The organism is Armatimonadota bacterium (assembly GCA_031459715.1).
Taxonomy (GTDB): domain Bacteria; phylum Sysuimicrobiota; class Sysuimicrobiia; order Sysuimicrobiales; family Humicultoraceae; genus Humicultor; species Humicultor tengchongensis.
Map to the genome: position 1 here is coordinate 82,982 of JAVKIA010000006.1, position 20,993 is coordinate 103,974.

General features: G+C 69.2%; 15 protein-coding genes. 3 read left to right on the forward strand and 12 right to left on the reverse strand.

Annotation, left to right across the window (positions count from 1 at the left end; all coding sequences use genetic code 11):
• Positions 1-24 precede the first annotated feature (24 nt).
• A complete protein-coding gene (locus tag QN152_04220) occupies positions 25-1,629 on the forward strand; it encodes an ABC transporter substrate-binding protein (protein MDR7538721.1) in 1,605 nt (534 codons plus the stop codon).
• Between the two features lie 65 nt (positions 1,630-1,694).
• On the opposite strand, the gene QN152_04225 is transcribed toward QN152_04220, so the two are convergent.
• Positions 1,695-3,008, reverse strand: coding sequence for a hypothetical protein (locus QN152_04225; protein MDR7538722.1), 1,314 nt, complete (start codon positions 3,006-3,008; stop codon positions 1,695-1,697).
• A 225-nt stretch (positions 3,009-3,233) separates the two neighbouring features.
• Here QN152_04225 and QN152_04230 point away from each other — a divergent pair, with 225 nt between their 5' ends.
• Positions 3,234-4,466, forward strand: coding sequence for a hypothetical protein (locus QN152_04230; GenBank protein MDR7538723.1), 1,233 nt, complete (start codon positions 3,234-3,236; stop codon positions 4,464-4,466).
• Between the two features lie 62 nt (positions 4,467-4,528).
• On the opposite strand, the gene QN152_04235 is transcribed toward QN152_04230, so the two are convergent.
• The 11 genes from QN152_04235 to QN152_04285 all read right to left on the reverse strand — a co-directional run bounded on the left by QN152_04235 (position 4,529) and on the right by QN152_04285 (position 20,105).
• Positions 4,529-5,185 carry a bifunctional 4-hydroxy-2-oxoglutarate aldolase/2-dehydro-3-deoxy-phosphogluconate aldolase gene (locus tag QN152_04235; protein ID MDR7538724.1) on the reverse strand — a complete coding sequence of 219 codons (657 nt, stop codon included), beginning with the start codon at positions 5,183-5,185 and terminating at the stop codon, positions 4,529-4,531.
• Positions 5,182-5,946 carry a creatininase family protein gene (locus tag QN152_04240; protein MDR7538725.1) on the reverse strand — a complete coding sequence of 255 codons (765 nt, stop codon included), beginning with the start codon at positions 5,944-5,946 and terminating at the stop codon, positions 5,182-5,184. Before QN152_04240 ends, QN152_04235 begins: the two co-directional genes overlap by 4 nt.
• 1 nt (position 5,947) lies before the next feature.
• Positions 5,948-6,769, reverse strand: coding sequence for an SDR family NAD(P)-dependent oxidoreductase (locus tag QN152_04245; GenBank protein ID MDR7538726.1), 822 nt, complete (start codon positions 6,767-6,769; stop codon positions 5,948-5,950).
• A gap of 10 nt (positions 6,770-6,779) precedes the next feature.
• Entirely contained in the window at positions 6,780-7,679 is a 900-nt protein-coding gene (locus tag QN152_04250) for a carbohydrate ABC transporter permease (protein MDR7538727.1), read from the reverse strand.
• Positions 7,669-8,496, reverse strand: a complete 828-nt coding sequence (locus tag QN152_04255) for a sugar ABC transporter permease (GenBank protein MDR7538728.1) — start codon at positions 8,494-8,496, stop codon at positions 7,669-7,671. Before QN152_04255 ends, QN152_04250 begins: the two co-directional genes overlap by 11 nt.
• Before the next feature lie 174 nt (positions 8,497-8,670).
• Entirely contained in the window at positions 8,671-10,122 is a 1,452-nt protein-coding gene (locus QN152_04260; GenBank protein ID MDR7538729.1) for an extracellular solute-binding protein, read from the reverse strand.
• Positions 10,123-10,223: 101 nt separating this feature from the next.
• The gene (gene xylB, locus QN152_04265; GenBank protein ID MDR7538730.1) at positions 10,224-11,792 is read right to left on the reverse strand and encodes a xylulokinase; all 1,569 of its coding nucleotides are present in this window, start codon (positions 11,790-11,792) and stop codon (positions 10,224-10,226) included.
• 22 nt (positions 11,793-11,814) lie between these two features.
• Positions 11,815-12,747 (reverse strand): hypothetical protein, encoded by a 933-nt coding sequence (locus QN152_04270; GenBank protein MDR7538731.1) that lies wholly within the window; start codon positions 12,745-12,747, stop codon positions 11,815-11,817.
• 10 nt (positions 12,748-12,757) lie between these two features.
• Positions 12,758-13,639: an IclR family transcriptional regulator gene (locus tag QN152_04275; protein ID MDR7538732.1), complete on the reverse strand. Its 882-nt coding sequence runs from the start codon at positions 13,637-13,639 to the stop codon at positions 12,758-12,760.
• A 173-nt stretch (positions 13,640-13,812) separates the two neighbouring features.
• On the reverse strand, positions 13,813-16,764 hold the full coding sequence (locus tag QN152_04280; GenBank protein ID MDR7538733.1) for a transglutaminase domain-containing protein: 2,952 nt from the start codon (positions 16,762-16,764) through the stop codon (positions 13,813-13,815).
• Positions 16,765-16,802: 38 nt separating this feature from the next.
• Complete coding sequence (locus QN152_04285) at positions 16,803-20,105, reverse strand: VWA domain-containing protein (GenBank protein ID MDR7538734.1); 3,303 nt, start codon at positions 20,103-20,105, stop codon at positions 16,803-16,805.
• 309 nt (positions 20,106-20,414) lie between these two features.
• Between QN152_04285 and QN152_04290 the strand changes: the two genes are divergently transcribed.
• Entirely contained in the window at positions 20,415-20,984 is a 570-nt protein-coding gene (locus QN152_04290; protein ID MDR7538735.1) for an elongation factor P, read from the forward strand.
• Positions 20,985-20,993 lie beyond the last annotated feature (9 nt).

Genomic DNA, 20,993 nt, shown 5'->3' on the forward strand with positions numbered 1-20,993 from the left:
CCAGCCGAAGAAGGAGGGAGGATCATGCACGTACGAGGTCTGGTCATCATGGTTACCCTGCTGGCGGCGCTGCTGCTGCCGGCGGCCGGTGGCGGGGCCGTGGCGCCTCCGCCGCGGCCCGGAGGGCGGGTGGTGGTGGCCCTCACGGCGGGATGGGACCTGCTCGATCCCGCGGTAGCCGCCTTCACCTTCGCCCGGGAGATCATGGGGAATATCTTCGACCCCCTGCTCATCCGGGATCCGGATACCGGGGAGATCCGCCCCGGCGTGGCCTCCAGCTACACCGTCTCCCCGGACGGGCGGGTAATCCTCCTCAAGCTGCGCCAGGGGGTGAGGTTCCACGACGGCACGCCGCTGAACGCGGAGGCGGTGGCCTTCTCCATCAACCGGATCAAGGATCCGGCCCTGCGCTCCCCCTTTGCCGCCACCATCCTGGGGCCGGTGGAGCGGGTGGAGACCCCAGACCCCTTCACGGTGCAGATCACCCTCTCCACACCCTTTGCCCCATTCCTCGACGCGCTGACGGAGATCGGCCTGGCCCCCGTCTCCCCCACCGCCGTGCGTCGCTTCGGCGCCAACTTCGGGCAGAACCCTGTGGGCACCGGTCCATTCATTGTTAAGGAGATCGTTCCCAACCAGCGGGTCACCCTGGTGCGCAACCCCGACTACCGGTGGGCGCCTCGCTTCTTCCGCCACCCCGGCCCCGCCTATCTGGACGAGCTGGTGTATACCGTCGTCCCCGAGGACGCCACCCGGTTGGCTCAGCTGGTGCGCGGTGAGGTCCAGGTGCTCTACAACGCGCCGCCACGGGAGGTAGCGCGGCTGGGGCGTAACCCCAACTTCAGGGCCTTTTTCAAGAACCAGTCAGGCCTCCCCCGAGTAATTGTGCTGAACACCAGCCGCTGGCCGTTCGACGACCTGCGCGTGCGCCAGGCGGTGGCCCACGCTATCAACAAGGATGAGCTGCTGCGGGCCGTCTACGAGAACGTAGGCGCCGTGGCTAACGCCCCGCTCTCCCCGGCGACCTGGGGGTACAACAAGGCCGTGGAGCAACTGGCCCAACCCTACAGCCCTGACCGGGCGCGTCAGCTCCTGGCGGAGGCGGGATGGCGTCCGGGACCGGACGGCATTGTGGTGAAAGATGGGCGGCCGTTCCGCATCCGCCTGGGGACCATCACCGTGGCGCAGCAACTGCTGGACGCACAGGTGAAGCAGGCGCAGCTGCGTCAGGTGGGCATCGACGCCCAGATTGTGGCCATCGAACAGGCGCCCTATCTGGCCGGCATCCGCCGCGGGGAGTGGGAGATGGCTGGCATGCTTTTCGTCAGCGCTGACCCGGATGTGCTCTTCATTGTGGGGCACAGCAGCCAGATCGAGCGAGGGTGGAACACCGCCATCTACCGTAACGCCGAACTGGACCGCCTGCTGGAAGAGGGACGGGTGACCATGGACCCGCGGCGCCGCTTTGAAATCTACACACGCGCCCAGGAGCACTTGATGCGCAATGTGCCCTACATCCCCTTCTACGTCATCAGACGTGCCTTCCTGACCACCGGTAACCTGAACGGGTACGTCCTGGACGCCCGCGCGTTCCAGCTGTTTCACAACGCCTGGCTCGCCCGGCGTTAGGGCCGTGGGCCAGCGGGGGACGGGCGGCGGGGCGGGGCTGCGGCCTGCGTCCCGCCGCCTCCGGGTCATCGTCCCTGTCGGGCACGCCACAGGCGCACCCCTGTCTCCACAAACGTGGCCAGGACCTCGGTCTGATATGCGGTGAGGACCCCAAAGGGAATGCCCGTATTGTAGAAGTCCCTGGCCGCAGCGAAGGTCCCTGCCGGGTCCTTGAGGTAGTCCAGGTCGGAGACGGTGCCGCCGCACTTCTTCACCGTCGGGGCGCACCCCAGCCCGTAGAGGTCCGGCGGGTCTGAGCTCGTCCGCAAGGTGAGCACGTCCACCAGCATGAACCCGGTGACGTTGCCGGCCGGGTCAACCTGCCCCTCGATCACCGGCCGGATCTCCGCCTCCGCCCACCAGACATAGGCGGTCTCCATGTCCGTCTGGGTGACGCCGGAGGGATGGAGCTTTCCGAAGAGCTCCTTCTGGCGGCGCGCCTCATCCGGGCTGGTGATGAAACCTGCTCCCGCCGCCTCCACGCCGACGAAGACCTGCGCGGTGTCCCGCTCCCCGTGCCTGGACTGCCTGAGGTAGGTCTTGATCGCCTCCGGAAGCGTAGGGACGGCCATGCTGGCGACAATCTCCTGACCCAGGGCCAGGGTCGCCGGATGCGCCTTGAAACACGAGTTCACCAGGCGAAGCTGCCGACCGTCCGCGGTGTGCACGCGGAAGGGCAGGGGAAGGTAGCGGTCGTTGACGTCACCGGTGGGCCAGGGAGAAACTAGGGGGATGGCCGGGTCCAGAGGCGCGTGCAGGTCAACGGGAGCGCGGAAGACGCGGGGGAAGTTGGCCCGGTAGAGCTCCCGCCACCGGTTCACGTTCCCGGTGTACCGCTTGGCCAGGGAGGCCAGCGTATCCCCCTGTTTGGGCACGATCCACCCGCGGGTCACCACCGGGGTCACCTGGAACCAGTCGTTGACGCAGGCATAGGCCACCAGCAGCGAGTCGCCGGGCTGCATGGGCATGTAGCCGCCGGCAATGCCCCCGTGGAACTTGAGCACGTAGTCGCTGCCGGCCGGCGGGTAAAAGCGGTGCAGGTCGCGCATCGCCTCCATGACATTGGCCGGGCCGACGCCGGTAGTGAAGACGACGAAGCGCAGCCCTCCGATGGTCCCGGTGCAGAAGGTGCGGGCGTTGATGGTGCGGCACTGCTTGCCTTCCAGGCGACGGGTCAGGCCGGCGATCTCCCCGGCGTTGTCGCCCCCGAAGGCACCGGACGCCCAGGCGTCCACAGGCTGTACCCCGGGCGGAGCCTGGGCCCGCAGCGGAGCGGCCACGGATGCGGCGGCAAGCGCCAGCGAGAGCACGGTCACAGCGACAAGTACCCGGTTACCCATACCCACCCTCCCTTCGATGGCTCATACCAAAACCGCGACAGTCGCCAATGCGCGCCCCGGTGCCGGGGTGCGGCAGTCGGCCGAGTGGGGGATCGCCAGCCCGCAGATGGCGGCCGGGCCAACCCACGGGAAGTCTGGCCCGTCCAATGGAGGGGAAGAATTAATGCCAACAGGGCTCCCGGCCTCATGACCACCTCGGGAGGTACCATAGCCAGGACGAGGTAGATGCCTGGAGGTTTCTTCCTGCAGCGGTTTCCTCTCCTCCTGCTGCTGGTGGTGGCAGCAGCCGCGCCTGTGGTTGTGGCGCCGCAGACCACGCCCGCCCGTTCCGCTCCTCCCGTACCACCCTCGTACGCAGGACTCTATGAGCTACTCGATGCCCGCCTCCGGCTGATCGAGGAGGCCGTCAACGCCCGGGGCGCTGCCGGCCGCGATGTCATCTTCGCCGCCGAGCTGCTGCCGGCCAACGCTAACATCGGAGAGGCGCTCTTTCGGGAGCAGACCTGGCCGCTGGTGCTGCTCTATCTGGACCGGCTGCAGCGGTTGGGAGTGCGAGGCGTGAAGGTGGCGGTCAAGTACCCGGTGCTGCTGTCCGGGTTCCCCCGCGCCGCGGAATACCTGCAGTCCTACCGCCGGCTGGGCGAGGAGCTGCGGCGGCGGAACGTCAGGTTCCTGGCGCAGATGACGGACGGCTTCCGTCCTTCGGCCTTTAGCGCGCTGCCGGTGGAGCCCTACTACGCCGGCCTGACCTGGGAGCGCTACCGCCGGGAGAAGCGACAGATGGCGGAGACCGTCATCCGCGAGGTCCGCCCCGACTACCTCACGGTGCAGAACGAGCCGGGGACACAGGCGCAGAACACCGGTCTGCCCATGACCGTGCAGCACACCACCGACCTGCTGGAGTACGTCACCCGCGGGCTGGACGCGCGGGGGACGCTGGTAGGGGCAGGCGCCGGGACATGGGAGGATCTGGCTTATGCGCAGGCCCTGGCCCGGATCGTGGGGCTGGACTATCTGGACATGCACATCTACCCCATCACGCGGGACTACGTGGTGGACCGGGCCTTCCGCTTCGCCGATATCGCCCGCCGCGCCGGCAAGCGCCTGGTGCTGGGGGAGGCCTGGCTGTACAAGGCCAGCGACCAGGACCTGCGCACAGGAAGCGTGGCCGCCGCACCGGCACTGTTTGCCCGGGACGTCTTCAGCTTCTGGGAGCCGCTCGACGCCCGGTTTGTCGCGGCCATGGTCAGGTTCTCCCAGGTGGCGGGGACCGACTTCACCTCGTTCTTCTGGTCGCGCTACTTCTTCGGGTACGTGGACTACAGCGAAGAAAGAGCACGGCTGTCGCCGGGCGAGCTTTCGCGACTGGCCAACGCCGCGGCCGCCCGTAATCTCGCCGCCGACCCGCCGGGCCTGACCTACACCGGAGCCACCCTGCAGCGGCTGCTCACGCGCTGAGCGAAGCACAGCGCAATGGCGCTTCTCCGCCGGAAGAAGAGTGCCGGGCAGGAAGGAAGGCGCTAGCCTCGCGCCGTGCGGAGCATCTCCCGGACGCGCCGCACGGTGGCAGCTACCCGTTGTGGTGGCGGGAGATCGCCGCCTCGCCCGAAGATGGCTCCGCCCAGGGCCACGCCCGCTGCTCCCGCGCGGAGCATGGGCTCGATCCGGTCCAGACTCATGTTGCCGATGGCGAAGGCCCGCAGCCCGGGATAGGGTCCGCGCAGCGCCCGCAGGTACTCGGGGCCCAGCAGGCCGGCGGGAAAGAGCTTCTGCACGTCCAGCCCTGCGCGCAGCGCAAGCCCTACCTCGGTCGCCGTGGTCACCCCGGGCAGGTAGAAGGCCTTCGCTTCCCGGGCCACACTGGCCACATCTGGAAACAATCCCGGCGAGACCAGGTACGCGGCGCCTGCGTCCAAAGCGCGGCGGGCGTCCTCGGCGGTGATGACGGTCCCCGCGCCCAGCCGCACCTGCGGGGCGTACCTCTCTCCGATCCACTGGATCTGGTCGAAGGCTCCCCCCTCCACGGTGATCTCGACGAAACGCACTCCCGCGGAGAGCAGCACCTCCACCAGACGCCCCAGGGCGTTACGGGGGAAGCCCCGCAGGATCGCCAGCAGCCCGTCGGTCAGGAGCTCCGCACGCACGGACTGCGCGGTGCCGACACCGGTGTCCCTCATGTGTCCTCCAAGGAGATCCCGTGCTGGCGCAGGAAGGCGCTCCACTGGCCGGCGACGGCCTCTACGATCTGGGCCAGCCAGCGCTCCCCCTTTGCAGCGGTGGCGCGCGTGGCATCGCCGAAGACGCCGGTGCGGGCCAGATCCCCCATTCCGGTCGCCGTGTACCCGTAGTCCGGGGGGACCGGAGGGTAGTCGCTGACAGCCCGCTCCATCCGCACCAGGTCCGGCCGCACCGCCAGCATGAGCGAGGTCTCCACCTCTTCCGCGTGGAGCTCGTACGCCCCCAGCCAGGGGCGGCTTTCCGCCTCCTGCACTGCGCGGTCCAGCCCCAGGGGCGCGCCGTGCAGGATGGCCACCGAGGAGACCTCGGCCAGCTCCCTTACTGCGTACTTCAGCGGCCCCTGGTTGGCACCGTGTCCCGTGAGGATGAGCATGGCCCGCACGCCGCCGCGCTCCAGGCTGCGCACGATCTCCTTCACCACGTCCATAAACGTGCGCACCCCCACCCAGGCGGTGCCGGGGAAGCGGTGCCAGACCCAGGAGTAGGTGATGGGCAGGGCCGGCAGCAGGTAGCCGGCCGTGCGCTCGGCCACGCGGCGGCAGATCTCGGTGGCCAGGACGGTGTCGGTGTTCTGGGGGAGGTGGGGCCCGTGCTGCTCGGTGGCGCCCAGAGGGAGGATGGCCGCCGGTACACGCGCCAGGTACGCCCTAGCCTCCTCCCATGTTGCCGTCTCTGCCTGGAGATAACGGAGGTACACCACATCACCTCCCCTGCGGGGGATCCGTCTGCGGATCCGCTGCGCGGCCGCGACCGGCGTAGGCGGCATGTGCAGCTTCCAGGTCGGCGCGGTAGGCAGGGATCTTACGCCACCACAGGTCCGACACCGACAGCCCTGTGAGCGTTCCGGGCTCCAGCGCCGCCAGGAAGATGGCCGGCTCGTGCAGCACGGCCGGATCTTCCAGGTCGGTCCTGGCGGCGGGAGGCAGGTGGGCGAAGAAGCCGGTGTCCAGCTTTGTGTAGGGGCAGAGGCTGTTGACGTTGATTCCGTAGGTGCGCAGCTCCTTGGCCAGCACGTCGGTGAGCGCCTCCAGCCCGGCCTTGGAGGCACAGTAGGCAATATCGCCCGGCTGCCCCATGCGCCAGTGCCCCAGCAGCGAGGTGACGTTGATGATGTTGCCGCGCCGCCGGGCGCGCATGGAGGGGATGACGGCCTGCGCACAGATGAACGGGCCGGTCAGGTTCACCCGGAGGATGCGCTCCCACAGTTCCAGAGGCAGGTCTGCGGCCTGACGGTGATCCAGATCGGTGATGCCGGCATTGTTCACCAGGATGTCGACAGGCCCCAGGGCGGCTTCGGTTCGGGCCACGGCCTGGCGGACCGTCGCGGCATCGGTGACGTCGGCGACGCAGGAGATCGCCTCCCCGCCGCCTGCACGGATGGCTTCAACGGTGGCCTCAACCCCCTGGGGGCGCACGTCGACCACCGCCACCCTGGCTCCTTCCTGGGTAAAGGCCAGCGCCAGCGACCTGCCGATGCCACCTCCCGCACCGGTGATGAATGCCACTTTTCCCGTCAGCCGCATGGCCACCTCCCTACTGCAGCGCTCCCAGGGTCAGCCCGCGAGTGATGTGGCGCTGCACGATAAAGACCAGCACAAAGGCCGGCGCCATGGCCCCGGCGGAGACGGCGCAGATCAGCGGCCAGTCGAAGGACATGGTCCCTGCCAGCGAGGCCACCAGAGCGGGCACGGTGCGGGCCTCAAATGAGGTGAGGATGAACGCCAGGATGAACTCGTTCCAGGAGAATACGAAGATGAGGATGGCCACCGCGACGATCATGGGGAGACTGGGTGGAAGCACGGCGTGTCGCAGCGCCCCCCAGCGGGTGGCGCCATCCACCAGAGCCGCCTCCTCCAGCTCTACGGGCACATCCTCGAAGTAGCGCATGAGCAGCCAGATGGCGAAGGGCAGGTTGAAGGCCAGGTGGGCCAGCGTCACTGCCAGGCGCGTGTCCAGCAGCCCGAGGAGGCGCATCAGCATGTAGACGGGCACCACCACGCCAAACGCCGGGGCCATGCGCGTGGAGAGCACCCAGAAGGAGAGGTTGTCCTTGAGAGGACCTTGCAGGCGGGCCAGGGTGTACGCCGCGGGGACGGCCAGCACCAGGGCGATGATGATGTTTGTGGCGGCCACAAAGAGACTGTTGCCGAACGGTTGGAGGATGCCGGCGGTGAACACCTTCTCCCAGGCTTCCCACGTCGGGGTAAAGACGACCCGTGGAGGGAGTGCCAGGGCATCGTGCCGCGTCTTGAACGAGGAGAGCAGCAGCCAGGCCAGCGGAAACAGGACGAAGGCCAGGTAGACGGTGAGCAGGGTGTAGACCAGGACCGTCACCGCCCGGCGGCGGCGGCGTGCCCTGATGGAGACAGCTTCCGCCCGCAACGGGATCGCCGCGGCCGCTGGAATCGCCCTCCGGCGTACGTCAGGCGGCACGAGCCGTCCTCCGGATGAGGGCCATGGCCGCCATCACGGTGGCCACCATCATCAGGACGGCCAGCGCCGCAGCCTGGCCCAGGTCGAAGTAGGTAAAACCGGTCTTCCACCCCAGAATGGTCAGCGTCTGCGTCGCCGTCCCCGGACCGCCCTGGGTCATGACAAAGATGACGTCGAAGGTGTTGATCGCGTCCAGCACCCGCAGGATCAGCGCCACCACCAGGACGCCCCGGAGCAGCGGCAGGGTGATCTGACGGAGCTGGACCAGGAACCCGGCCCCGTCGATGCGGGCTGCCTCATACAGCTCGGAGGGGATGGCCTGCAGGCCGGCCAGGAGGATGAGGAACATGAACGAGGTCTTACTCCAGATGTCCGCCAGGACCACGGACACCATGGCCAGCGCCGGATCTCCCAGCGGCGCCCACCCCACCCCCAGCAGGCGGAACAGGTAGGCGCCGATCACCCCCACGTCGCTGCTCAGCAGGAACTTCCAGGCAAAACCCGCCACGACCGGCGGAACTACCAGGGGGAGGGTGAGCAGGGTGCGCATCACCCCCCGGCCGCGCAGGTCTTCGTTTAGCGCCAACGCCAGGGCCAGCCCCAGGATCAGACTGACTGTGGTGGTGGAGGCGACGAAGACGACGGTGTTCCCCGTGGCTTCGCGGAAGGACGGCGACTGCACCAGCACCCGGAAGTTCTCCAGGCCGACGAAGCCCCGCGGCGCCTGCACCTGCAGGCCGCGGACGCTCATCCACAGCAGGTAGACAGCGGGGAAGAGGGTGACCGCGGCCAGCGCCAGGACGGCGGGCGCCAGCATGGAGGCGCGCTCCCATCGGTCGCGGCCGGACCGGCCGGGTCGGGGGACGGCGGCAATCAGGGTGTCAGCCACAGGTCCATGGCAGCGCGCGGCACCCAGACGGCGCCAACGCCTTCACCACCCCGGGGGCCCGCGCGCCGGCGGCGGTCGGGCCCCCTGAGGTGGCGAGGTTGCCTACCTGTAGTAGCCGGCGCGGAACATGCGCTCCAGTGCCCAGGTCTGCAGGTCGCTGAGTACGTCGTCGATCTTGGCCCCGGCGATGGCCCGGGATGCGGCCGTACCGATCTTGTCCATGAACTCCACCAGCTCCGGGAAGTACGGGAAGTAGAACGGGTCGGACTGCACGATGGCGTTCTCCCAGACCTGCAGCTCCTCTCGACCCCAGGTCTCAATCAGCGGCGGTGTGAAGAGCACGGACTTCATGGTCACCCAGGGGAACCTGGTGCGGCTACTGAACTCCTCCATGGCCTTCTTCCCTGTGAGGTAGGCCAGCGTGTGCCAGGCCTCCTCCTTGTTCTTGGAGAAGCGACTCAGGCCCATGGAGAACGTCCAGAACGACTGGATCATCTTGCCTGAGGGTCCCTTGGGCGAGGGCGCCAGGCGACTCTCCTTGCGCACCTCCTCGATCTTGCTGGTGAGCCGGGCCGGATACGCATTGATGGCTGAGGGAAGCATGACCGCTGCTTTGCCCTGGTCCCACATGTTGAGCATGTCCACCCAGGTGTGGGTGGAGGCTGCGGGGGAGCCGTAGTTCTTCAGTGTGTTGACGAAGGCAGCGAAGCCAGGCTTGAAGTCGCCGGTGAAGATGGGCTTGGCTTTCCGGCGACGGATCTCCGCTGCCGTGGTCGGCCCGCCTTCGAACCAGGCGGCGTACCCGGCGAAGGCGTAGACAAACCCCAGCAGGTCGAGGCTGGGTTCCTCCCCGGGCGCCCCCCGCATGGTGACGGGGAACATGTCCACGTTCTCCTTCTTGAAGTTGTCCTTCAGAGTCCGCAGGACGCTCTCCAGCTCATCGGTGGTGCGCGGCGGGACGAGCCCGTAGCGGCGGAAGATGTCCCGCCGGTACATCAGACCGGGACCGAATGAATAGTAAGGCAGCCCGTAGAGTACCCCGTCGTAGCGGTTGGCGTCCAGGTACTTGGCGTACACATCCTTGAGGGCCACGTACTTTGAGGGGCTGCGCTTCATCCACCGCTCCAGGTCCTCCAGCAGCCCCGCGGAGCCGTAGGTCTGCACCGCGCCGTCGCTGCCCAGCAGCACCACGTCATACCGCCCGGTGCGCGACATCAGATCTGTCAGCACCTTCTGACGGACGGCCAGTTCGTCACCCCATTCGATCTGGATCTCGGCGCCGACCTCCCGCTCCAGCGCCCGCAGGGCCTCCGTCCGGTCTGTCCCCTTCGAGCCAAACAGCTCGGGCCAGGCGAAGCCCTGGGCGAAGGCGATGATGCGCACCGTCTTCTTCCGCTGCAGGGCAATCGCCGGCCAGCGGGAGGTCGTGCTGAGGGCCAGGGCGCCCGCGGCGCCGGCGCCCATCTTCAGCAGCCTGCGGCGGGTGATCTTCGCTTCCGCTTCGGTAAGAGGGCCGCCACGCGCGGGCCCGTCGCCCTTCAACTGGTCTGTCACGGCTCTCCCCTCCTCCCAAGGATGATTGAGGTCTTCCCGCTCACTTTGTACCGTCTCACCTCCTCCCCGGCTTGGCCGGATCCACGTGGCTCCTGTGCGGCTCACCCCTGACCGGCTGCCCCCGCGACGAGCCTGGCCAGGGAATGCGCCAGCTGGCGCGTGCTGGGGTAGAGCTGCCGGTAGAGGGCGTAGTACTCCTCGTACTGTCGCCCCCGCACCGCATCAGGCTCGACAGATCCCCGCAGGCCTACCATCGCCCGGCAGGCCGTCTCGAAATCCGCATGCACTCCACCGCCCACCGCGGCGATCACAGCCGCCCCCAGAGCTGAGGCGTCGTGCTCCGCCAGGACGTCCAGGCCGGTCGCCAGGACGTCTGCCAGGATCTGCACCCAGAGAAGACTGCGGGCCCCGCCCCCGCCGATCCGGATGCGGCTCGCCCGTGCACCCAGCGCGGCGAAGGCCTCGAAGGCATCGCGGAAGTTGTAGGCCACCCCTTCCATCACTGCCCGGACCAGGTCGGCCCGCCGGTGGGTGGAGGTGGCGCCGAAGAAGGCGCCGCGGGCCCGTGGATCCGCATGCGGGGTCGCTGCCCCGTCCAGGAAGGGCAGGAAGAGCAGCCCCCGGCTGCCCGGGGGGGAGCCCTCTGCCTCCGCGGCAAGGGTCCCGATATCCGACGCTGTGTCCTCCCGGGTACCCTTCTGCGTCCGGCTCAGCACCTCACCCAGCCAGGTCAGGCAGTAGCCCGCGGTCATCACCAGGCCGTGCCAGAAGTAGCCCCCGGGGACGGGCGCGGTCATGGCCCAGATACCCTGTGGCGCTGCGGACGGCTGCCCCGCCATGTAGAGGGCGATCTGTCCCGCCGTGCCGATCATGATGCACCCCAGGCCCGGGGCGATGGCGCCGGTGCCCGCCGTGATCGCCGCCATGTCCCCCGCTCCAGCCACAACCGGTGTTCCTGCGTCCAGTCCCAGGGCCTCGGCCGCCTCCGGCCTGAGGCGGCCGACCACCGTGGGCGACTCCACCACGTCCGGGAGGAGCCCGCGCGGGAGGCCCAGTCGATCCAGCACCTCCCCTGCCCAGCGGCGCCGGCGCATGTCCAGCAGCCCCGTCGCGCCGGCATCGGTCACGTCGGTGACTGCCTGGCCGGTCATGCGCCAGGTGAGCGTGTCCTTTGGCGCCACCGCCTTCCATGCTCGCCCCACGGTCTCCGGCTCATGCCGCAGCAGCCACAGGAGCTTGGCTGCCGCGTGCACCGCGCTCACCCGGCCAAGGGCGGTCTCCGCCAGAACGTCGGCAGCCCTGCGGTTGATCTCGTCGGCTTCCGGCGCCGCCCGCTGGTCCAGCCAGATGACCGCCGGACGCAGAGGGTCGCCCGCTCTGTCCAGCAGGACCACGCCGTTCACCTGCCCGGAGAGACCAAGCGCAGCCACCCGCCGCCTGGCCGCACCCTCTGCCAGCGCACCCGCCAGGGCGGCTCGGGTCGCGGACACGGTGGCCGCCCACCAATCGGAGGGATCCTGTTCCGCCCACCCCTCTCGCAGCCAGTGAATCTCGTACGACGCGCTGCCGCGTCCCACGACCTCGCCCTGCGGCGTGACCGCCATCACCTTGACCGCCGAGGTCCCCAGGTCGATCCCCAGCAAGAGGTCAGGCCCGGCAGGGACACTCACTGATCGCCCCTCACAGGCGTGTTCACACCTGCTCCCCACTGAAGAACCGGCGCGGATTGTGGATGAGCAGGTCGTCGATGGCCTCCTGCGGGATGCCGGCTCCGCGCATGCGGGGAACGAAGCGAGTGAGCACGTAGTCCAGCCCCGGGCCTCCGCCGTAGCTGACCCAGTAAGACGGACGGCCGAGATCGTTGCCCAGCAGGATCTGCCGGCCGTATCCGGCCTGGAGCATCTGCTTGAGCAGGGCGATGCGCGCAGCATCCGGACCGTACTTGGCCTTGCCGGCACAGTCGTATCCCAGGTATGCGCCGGCCCGCGCCGCCGAAGCGTGTACTTCGAAGTCCAGCAGCCGGTCCATGTGGCTCAGGCAGACTCTGTGCGGTGGCACGCCGTGCTGCCCGAGATATTCGATCTGCTCGGGCCCCATGGTCCCGGCTGTGGTGTGGGTGACCAGCGGCGCCCCCGTGTCCCGGTGCGCTGCCGCCGCCATGCGCAGCAGCTTGCGCCCGGCCTCGTCCATGAGGTTGTACTCGGTCCCCGCCTTGATCACCGCCGCGCGCACGCCGCTAGTGCCGATCCCCCGGGTCAGCTCGCGGACCATGCGCCGCACCGCCTCACCTTCGTCCAGCTCGTAGACCCACCGCCCCATGTACCAGGGGCGGTTGAACCCGGTCGTCACCAGCACGTGCACCTGCGGAGTGCGCTCGGCGATGCGCCGCAGTGCATCGATGTTGCGTCCGAAGTCCGCGGCGGTCATCTCTACCAGCGTCCGCCCGCCTGCGGCCGCCCAGCGGGCCAGCTCGGCGGCAGAGCGGGCCTCGTCATTCAGGGCAAAGTCGGGGTCGATCCGATGCAGCCAGGCGGGGGGCTCGACGTAGAGGTGCTCGTGGTAGTCCACCACCCCCAGGTCGTCGACGGCGACCTCGCCCAGAACGGTGGGGACAGTGCGTGCCACCCGGTGCCCTTCAACCCCTTCGGGCCACAGGTTCAGAGTAGCCGGCGTAGGGATGCGGAGGACCCGGCGTGTTTCCACGCAGCGGGCCCGGCCTGGAGATGGTGGCGCCCTCCGGAGCGTACCCGACCGCCGCCGAGATAGCCCGGGCGGTCTTCACCACCTGTGCGGCCAGGGGACTGTCTTCCAGCGGCCAGGGCATCCGCTCCGCAGGCCCCGCCACGCTGACCGCAGCGGCCACAGCACCCTCGTGGTTGAACACCGGGGCGGCGATACAGCGCACCGATACCTCCCGTTCCCCCCGATCGATCGCGTAGCCGCGCCGGCGGACGGACTCCAGCTCCTGCAGGAGGCGCTGCCTCCTGGTGATGGTGTGCGGCGTCTGGGCAACCAGCGGCACGGCGACCAGGTAGCGCCGGACCAGCTCAGCAGGGGAGAAGGCCAGCAGCGCCTTCCCCAGGGCGGTGCAGTAGGCCGGAAGCATGGCGCCGACGCGCGACTTCATGTAGGCCACGGGGGAGTGGGACAGCACGCGCTCGATGTAGACCACCTGCAGGTTCTCCAGGACGGCAAGCTGCACGGATTCGCCGCTGCGGTTGCGCAGTTCCACCAGGTGGGGAAGGGCCCGCGCCCGCAGGTCCAGGTGCGCCAGGAAGGCGTTGCCCACAACGAATGCCTTGACCCCTATGCGGTAGCGGTGGTGGTCCTGCTCGACGAAACCGTGCTCGACCAGGGTGGAGAGCAGGCGGTGGGCGGTTCCCTTGGGCAGGCTGGTCCGCTGACACAGTGTTGACAGCGTGGAACCTTCGGGCGACTCCCGCAACGTCTCCAGCAAGCAGATTGCGCGGCTGAGGGATTTGACCTGAGATCGCGCACCAGCAGACTGATTCCGCATTGTGGAACTTTGTCCGTAATGTAGAATCGCCTCTGACTTCTCCGGCAGGGCTGGCTCCTCCTGGTGAGCCTGCGTTGCATCCCGAGACGCGGCGGGCGAAGTCGATGCCCCGGCGGGGGCTTCACCGGCCCTCGATACGGAAGCGTGCGGGGTGCGCTGAACCTCTGCCGGAGCTAGCGCCGGCCCGGCTGTAGCCAGGGGAACCAGGGGCGCCTGCCGCGCGTCAGGTCGCGCGGCGGGGGGATCTTCTTCACGGGAGGGAAGTAGCCTGGCACTCTGGGTGGCTTCTGCAGGGGCGGCGGAGGCATACGGCAGCGTTTGGTGAAATGCTCGGCCCAGTCCGCACTGTCCAGCACGCTGCCCAGATCGTCGGCAACTTGGGCCAAACCCTGCAGGGTGGGAGATATGCCGCTCATGTTGGCGAGAATCGAGGCCACCAGGAACACCACCTCAAGGCTGAGCTGGCAGACGGCGCGGATCTTCTTGGGCGTGTCCTTCTCCTGGACACTCCGCTCGGTGCCCGCCTGGTGCTCACCGCTCTCAGTGGTGTCCTCGGTCCACCCCGTGGCCGGATCCAGGCTCCACCACCCCAGGCCGCCTTCCGGCCGCCCCCGGGGGCGCGACCCCGGCAGCAGGACGATCCTCCCCGCGCTGAGGGCGGCGGCGACCTGAAACCTCCCGTCGGGCGTCAGGAGCGATCCTGGATCCGTCCCCTGGCCGGAAAGCACGCGGATGGGGATGTCCTGGTCGACGGCGGCTTCGAAGAGCGCGCCCACACTCGTATCGGCGTCCTGCCCTCCGAAGATTGCCCGCTCGGCGGTGTGGTCGAGCACGCCGTTGTAGAGCCCGTCGTAGAAGCGGCCCTGGGCGGCCAGCGGATCCTCCGGCAACCGCAGGAGGCGGTACGCCTTGAGGGTGAGGTCCAGGGCCGGCCTGGGGCGAGAGCCCTCCCTGGCGGGCCGGGCGTGGGCGATGAAGATGTTGGGGAAGTCGATGGACCTGAGGGGCTGGGGGTTCACCGGCGAAGAAGGGAGCATCCCGCGGATCGCCGCGTAGCCGAAGCTCAGGGCGGCGAGCTGCCTGGCCAGCCCGACTTGGCCGAGGGGGTCATCAGCTATGGAGAGCACTGCGGCGGGGAGGGTGGGTGGAATGCCCCCTGAGATGACACCAAGCCCCAGGACGCCCTCCACCGCGTCCACCAAGGTCGTCGCCGCGCCGCCGCTTGAGCCGGCGTGCCGCGCGGCGGGGCCCAGCGCATCGGCCATCGTGTAGGTGACCGTGCGCTCCCCAGCCGGCCCGCGCACGCGGATGTCCAGCCACTCGCCGCTCGGAGACCCGCCACTCTCCCGTGCGGCTCCCAATCCGGGCAGGGGGAAGAGACCGCCTGCCGGTTGAGGCGCCCCCCCGAGCGCGAAGGAGGTGCCCTTGTAGAGGCGGTCGCCCACCAGCAGCAGGGGGACGGCGCGCTCGCCGTTGATCTCGTGAAACAGCCCGACGGGGAGCCCGGCCAGCGCTGCGGCCGTGGACCCGAACGTAAGGACGGTCTTCCGTACCCGCCGCCCCTGGCGCAGGGCCTCCACCTCCACTCTGAACTCCACCGTGTACGCGCACCGCTCAGGAAGGCTCTCCACCACCTGTTGGGCCAGCACGAGGCTGCGGCCGTAGCCCGCTGCGGGCGAGGGGTCGACATCCACCCACTGCCCCTGTTCCTCCACCTGCACCCAGGCGTGCTCCCTGGCTGTCCGGACGGCCTCTTCCCACTCCCGGGAACCCTTCGAAGGTGCCCGGAAGCCCGCCGCGTACAGCGCATCTCCCAGGAGGAGGAAGTGGCTGGCCGACCGCTCGACGATGGCGTCCAGAAGCGGCGATAGGCCGGATGGTGACTGCCGCGGCGCGAATCCCGAGCGCACCAGTTCCTCCGCCTGCGGCGATGAGAGTGTGCCCATAGCGAAACGGACCCGGCGCCCGGCCGCCTGCAGCAGGGTGGCCAGCAGCCACGCCCGATCCAGGGCGTTTCCGGCGCCGGCCAGCAGCGTCCCCGTCGGTCCGCGCATACACCCCGAATACGCCTCGAACCGCACCTCCTCCTGAACGAATCTGGCCAGCTCCCGTGGGTCCGTCCCCAGCTTCCTCTGAAGCGCCCCCGGATCGAGTTGCGAGAAGTCGATGCCGGAGCGGAGCCTGGCCAGCGCCCTGCGATAGGCCTGCGGCACGTTCGGCGAACTCGGTGGGAATGAGACGGGCTCGGCACCCGATGGGTGCTGGCCTGTGGGACGCTCGACTGCGGGATTCTCGGGCTGCGAACCGGGTGTGGTCCTGGCGGGGCCCTCGCGCTGCGGACCGGACGCAGGCAGAGCTGGCCCGACTTCACCGCCGGGGATCGGAGACGACTCGGGCGAGGGTGTGGGGGGTAGGGGCTGCGCAGCGGGCACGAGTGCTCCAGCACCCGAAATCGGGGGGCCCGCAGGCGAGACGAGGCCCGCCAGGGCCACCGCCAGGCTCATCCCCAGCGCCAGCACCTGCAGGGCCCACGCGCGCAGCTGCGGCCCGCGGATCCTCCACATGCCGACGAGGAATTGGACCAGCACCGCCACAGGGAGGAAGACAGCCGCGCTCACCGTGGCACCCTGAAGCCAGGAGGGGAGGCGCTTCCACAGGCTCTGGCCGTGGAAGAGGTCGGGGTAGGAGGCACCCTCCAGCGCGCCTGCTGCGAATGCCGCCGCTCCATAGAGGGCGAGGACGCCCAGCGCCGCCCGCACCGTCACCGGAAGGTACCGCATCCGCAGAAGGGAGACGCCCGCAAGGCCCACGGACGCACCCACGACCGCGGCCAGCACATTGGAGGTGGGCTGACCCAGCAGCACCACGCCGTGGGTGGTCCCCGCGGGGCGCCACGCCGAGAATGCCAGCGTGCCCAGAAGCGTGAAGAGTGCGAGCAGGCCTCTGGCCGCCCACCCCAACCTGCGCCAGAGCACGGCCAGCAGGACGAGACCCGCCACCGCGGCGCCGGTCAGGACCCACCGCTGCGGCGAACCGCTGAGGAACGTCTCCACAGCGGCGTCCAGCAACAGGAGCATGAGGACGACTGCGATGACGGCGCTGACGGCCTCTCGCCACGGAGACACGCCACGACCTGCCGGTCCCATCCCCCGCACAGAGAGCCTCAGGGGCCAAGCACCTGCACCCCGACCTCCCGTCCCTCCTTCTTCAGCACCACCTTGGTGAAGCCATTGAGCGCCACCCGCACCCCGGGCACGGTGATCGGCTCTCCGGCGGCGCGCACCACCACGGTGAAGATGCCCTCGGGGAGCTCGATCGGCCCCTGCCCGGTCAGCCCGCCTCCGACACGCCTGCCTGCCGCATCCAGCACGTCGTAGGGCACGGCCAGCGACTGCTGGATGGCCTGGGTCAGCGCCGCGGCGTTGGCGGCGTCGAAGAACATCCCGCCGGTGAGCCGGGCCACACGTTCCATGTCGCGCTTGGTGGCCGGGTCGGCCAGGGCGAACCCCACGATGTTCAGCCGCACCTTCAGCCCCGCGGCCAGCAGGGCCGAGACCGCCGCCGCCGGATCGCCCTTGCACTCTTCCTTTCCGTCGGTGACCAGGATGACCATCTTCTCCCCGGGGACCTTGCCGAAGTCCGCGGCCACCTGGCGGAGCGAGTAGGCGATAGGGGTCGTCCCCAGGGCACGGATGGCCTGTACGCGGGCGATCAGGTATCCCTTGTCGATCCTGCCGAAGGGGACCACCAGCTCGGAGTCCTTGCAGTCGCCGGGCCGGCCCTCGCGGATGCGGTGGCCGTAGACCCGCAGCGCCACCTGGACGTCATCGGGCAGCCCCTTGATGATCTGGACCACGACCTCCCTGGCGATGTCGATCTTGGGGCGGCCTTCCACCTTCTCCTTCATGGAGCCGGAGGCGTCCAGGATCAGCTCGATCTGGCCCGGCGCGGAGACCGCGGCCAGACGCTCCCCCGTGGCGGCCACGGCCAGGCCACCCGTCCCCCGGCTCACGCCAGCCCTGAGGGTGTAAGTGGAGATGGTCTTCAGCTCGTCGACGATCTGCTGGTAGACCCCCTTGAGATCCTCGCTGCTCTGGGCGAAGAAGAAGCGGCCGTTGGTGGCCATGGCCAGGTGGTTCATCATCCTGGCCGGGGTCGTGGAGATATCGGGCTTGAGCTCCAACAGTTCCGCGCCCAGGCCGATGGTGTAGAGGCGGATGCGGGTCTTTTCCACCAGTCGCCAGAACTGGGCGTACTTCACGGTACTGGAGGTGTCCGCGCCGTCGGTCATGACCACGATCGCCCGGTTGGCCCTCACCCCGGCCAGCAGCTCCGTGCCCCGGGCAACCGCATCGTAGAACCGCGTGCCTCCCCCGGCCGAGAACTTTCCGGCCGCGGCGGCCTTGAGCCGCTCCCGATCGCTGGTGAACCCCGGCAGCAGCACCTCCACGTCGCCGCTGAAGCGGATGAGGTTCAACCGCTCGGTGGGGCGGACCTGGTCCAGGGTAGCCTCCACCGCCTGCTGCAGGTGCTTGATGCTGTCCGACATGCTCCCGCTGGTGTCCCAGATCAGGACAATGGAGACCGGTGGCTCGGTGACCCGCAGGGTGTAGTCATCCGGACGCACCGCCCACGAGAACGCGGTCTGCGCCGCAGGGACCACGCCGGGGTCAAACCGCATCTGCTCTCTCCCGGTGCGGTCCAGCAGCGCGACCGAAGTGCGGATGTACGGCCGACCGGCGAGGTCCACGGTGAGCACCTGCAGACCGGAGCCGGGGACCGTGATTCTGAAGTGGTCCTGCTCGCCCAGCGGGTCGATGGTCCCGCGGGTGCGCCGCCCCAGCATCAGAGAATTGGCCTGGGCAGGCGTATTGTTGGGCTCCCGTTCCACATCCCCGCCGGCCTCGGCGGAGGTGGTGACACCGGGAAGGGCTTGCGCCGTCCCCGCCGCCTGCTCCAGCAGAATGGAGCGGTAGCCCGGCTCGGCACCCTCGATGAGTTTGACCTCGCCCAGGCTGGTCGTCGTCCCTCCGTGGTTGCTCAGGATCCGCAGGCGCACGAACCGCGCGGGCTGGCCGATGGTAAACGCCTGGTCGCGCGCCTCCCGCCGGAGCGTGAACTGGCCAACCTCCCGGAAGCCGTCGAGGGGGGTCTCCGTGGACACCGCGACGGTAAAGGTCTTCACCCATGTGGCGGGCTCCGCCGTCGTCTTCGGATTGAGGACGATGCGGTCGACCAGGGCGGCGCGCTCCCCGCGGAAGGCGAAGACGATCTCCTGCGGGAGATAGGCGTCGGTCGACTGCCAGCCCGCGGTCTCCACGCTGCCGTCGATGAGCCTGAGGGCGGCCCTCTCTTCACTGTCCTGAGAGGTGAAGCGCACGATGGTGCCGCCCAGCTCGGCCAGCGCCAGGTTCTTCGGGACGTCTGCCAGGATCGACGGCGCATCCGGGGCCTCTATCACCTTCACCTCGCCCGCCTGAGTGTAGGAGCCGCCGTGGTTGGAGAGGAACCGCAGCTTGACGTACCTGGCCCGCGTGGCCGGGGGCAGGGCGATCAGGTACTCGCCGGGACGGGGCCCCAAGCGGGCCCCCGCCACCCTGCTGAACCCCTCGGCGGGGCCGGTGGTGGAGGCCCAGACCTCCACGTGCCGCGGTGCCTTCGTCGGGTCGCTCAGCGTCTCCTGGGTCCGCGTGTCCACCACGACGGCCGCCACCTGCGCCTCCCGCCCCTGGCGGAAGGACAGCACCACCTCCTGGGGGGTGGTGCGGTCGCTTGACGACCAGCCGCGGGTGGTCCCGTCGATGAGGTTAGCCGCGGCCCACTCGCTGTCGTTGTATTGCGAGGTCCGGGATTCCACCTTCCCACCGAAAGCACGGTTGGCCAGGTTGAAGCCCGGGGGCGGAGGCGATCGGTCTGTGGGAAGGGCGGGCGGGTGGAGCGGGAGGACCTTGAACGGGACAGACTGCGGCGGGCCTCCGTCAACCGTTATGTCTACCCGGTAATCGCCCACGGGGAAGCCGGCACTGCCGGGGGGCGTGATGTACGTCGCATCACGCTCCCCGGGGTCCAGGTCGGTGTCGTCGCTTTCGATGACGTGCCCGGCGGGGTAGCCCTCTGCGTCCACCACGACCCAGCTGACCCGGACCGAGATGGCCTCGCTGTGCCGTGACTTGAGGACCACGTAGATCCGCTCCGCATCCTCGGGGAACTCAACCCCGGGAGAGACCGGCTCGGTGTCATCCGAGACACCCCGAGCCAGGATGGCCTCGACCCGCTCGGCTGCCGGGGGTCCCTTCGTTGCCGGAGTTTCCAGGGGTTTGGGCGTCGGGGGCGCCTGCGCTGTCTGGGCTTCCGGAGTTGCGGCCGCCGGGGGCGCCGGCGCTCCCGGGGTTTCCGGGAGTGTGACCTGCGGCGTCGTCGCCGGCGCCAGCCCGCCCCCGGCCTGAGGGGCCTGGGGGGATGGCAATGGGGCCGCTGCCGGCGACGGCCGAGCGGCTGGCGGCTGGGGTGGGCGGCCTCGCAGCTGCGGGGACTGGCGTCCACAGGCTGCAAAACTCACGGCCGCCGCGAGAGCGAGCACGACGCAAAGCGCCCCCTGCCGCCGCATCAGGCTTTCACCTCCTTCAGTTGTGCGGGCTCCCCACCTCCCTTTGTTGCAAGCATTCGACGCGCCAAGCGGTCTTCCTAGTATACTTGAAGAGGACAGTCCGCTGCCGCGGGAAGGCTATGCCCACAGCAGGGCGCGGGGAGCGCTGAGAACCGGGGAGTTCGGGTTATGGTCCTGGCGTCTGCGCTGCGGCCCGGCATGGCCATCCGTCTGGAGGGCGAAGTCTACAAGATCATCGCCGCCACCTTCCACTCCGGCGGCGGACAGATGGGCGGCGTTACGCACGCCAAGCTGCGCAACGTGCGCACGGGTGCGGTCCGCGAATGGCGGTTCCGGCCCGAAGAGACGGTGCAGGACGTCCCGATTGAGCGGCAGACCATGCAGTTCCTCTACGCCGACGACGAGTTCTGCCACTTCATGAACACCGAGACCTTCGAGCAGGTGGCCGTGGAGCGGGCCCGGCTGGGCCGGGCTGCGGCCTTTCTGACCGAGGGCATGGTCCTGCCGGTGGAGTTCCACCAGGACCGGCCGATCGGCGTGGTCTTCCCCGACATCGTTGAGGTGCGGGTGGCCGAGACCGCGCCCCCGGCTCACGGGACCGGCAACGAAAACGTATGGAAAGAGGCGAAGCTGGAGAACGGGCTCACTATTCAGGTCCCGCCGTTCATCGCGGCCGGCGAGTGGATCCGGGTGGACGTGGAGGCCGGGACCTACATCGAGCGGGCGAAGCGCAAGTAGCCAGCCGGC

Excerpts from the sequence above, each read along its gene's own strand:
- QN152_04220 (MDR7538721.1), top strand. The coding sequence starts at position 25 with ATGCACGTACGAGGTCTGGTCATCATGGTTACCCTGCTGGCGGCGCTG.
- QN152_04225 (MDR7538722.1), bottom strand. The coding sequence starts at position 3,008 with ATGGGTAACCGGGTACTTGTCGCTGTGACCGTGCTCTCGCTGGCGCTT.
- QN152_04230 (MDR7538723.1), top strand. The coding sequence starts at position 3,234 with ATGCCTGGAGGTTTCTTCCTGCAGCGGTTTCCTCTCCTCCTGCTGCTG.
- QN152_04235 (MDR7538724.1), bottom strand. The coding sequence starts at position 5,185 with ATGAGGGACACCGGTGTCGGCACCGCGCAGTCCGTGCGTGCGGAGCTC.
- QN152_04245 (MDR7538726.1), bottom strand. The coding sequence starts at position 6,769 with ATGCGGCTGACGGGAAAAGTGGCATTCATCACCGGTGCGGGAGGTGGC.
- QN152_04255 (MDR7538728.1), bottom strand. The coding sequence starts at position 8,496 with ATGCTGGCGCCCGCCGTCCTGGCGCTGGCCGCGGTCACCCTCTTCCCC.
- QN152_04275 (MDR7538732.1), bottom strand. The coding sequence starts at position 13,639 with ATGCGGAATCAGTCTGCTGGTGCGCGATCTCAGGTCAAATCCCTCAGC.
- QN152_04290 (MDR7538735.1), top strand. The coding sequence starts at position 20,415 with ATGGTCCTGGCGTCTGCGCTGCGGCCCGGCATGGCCATCCGTCTGGAG.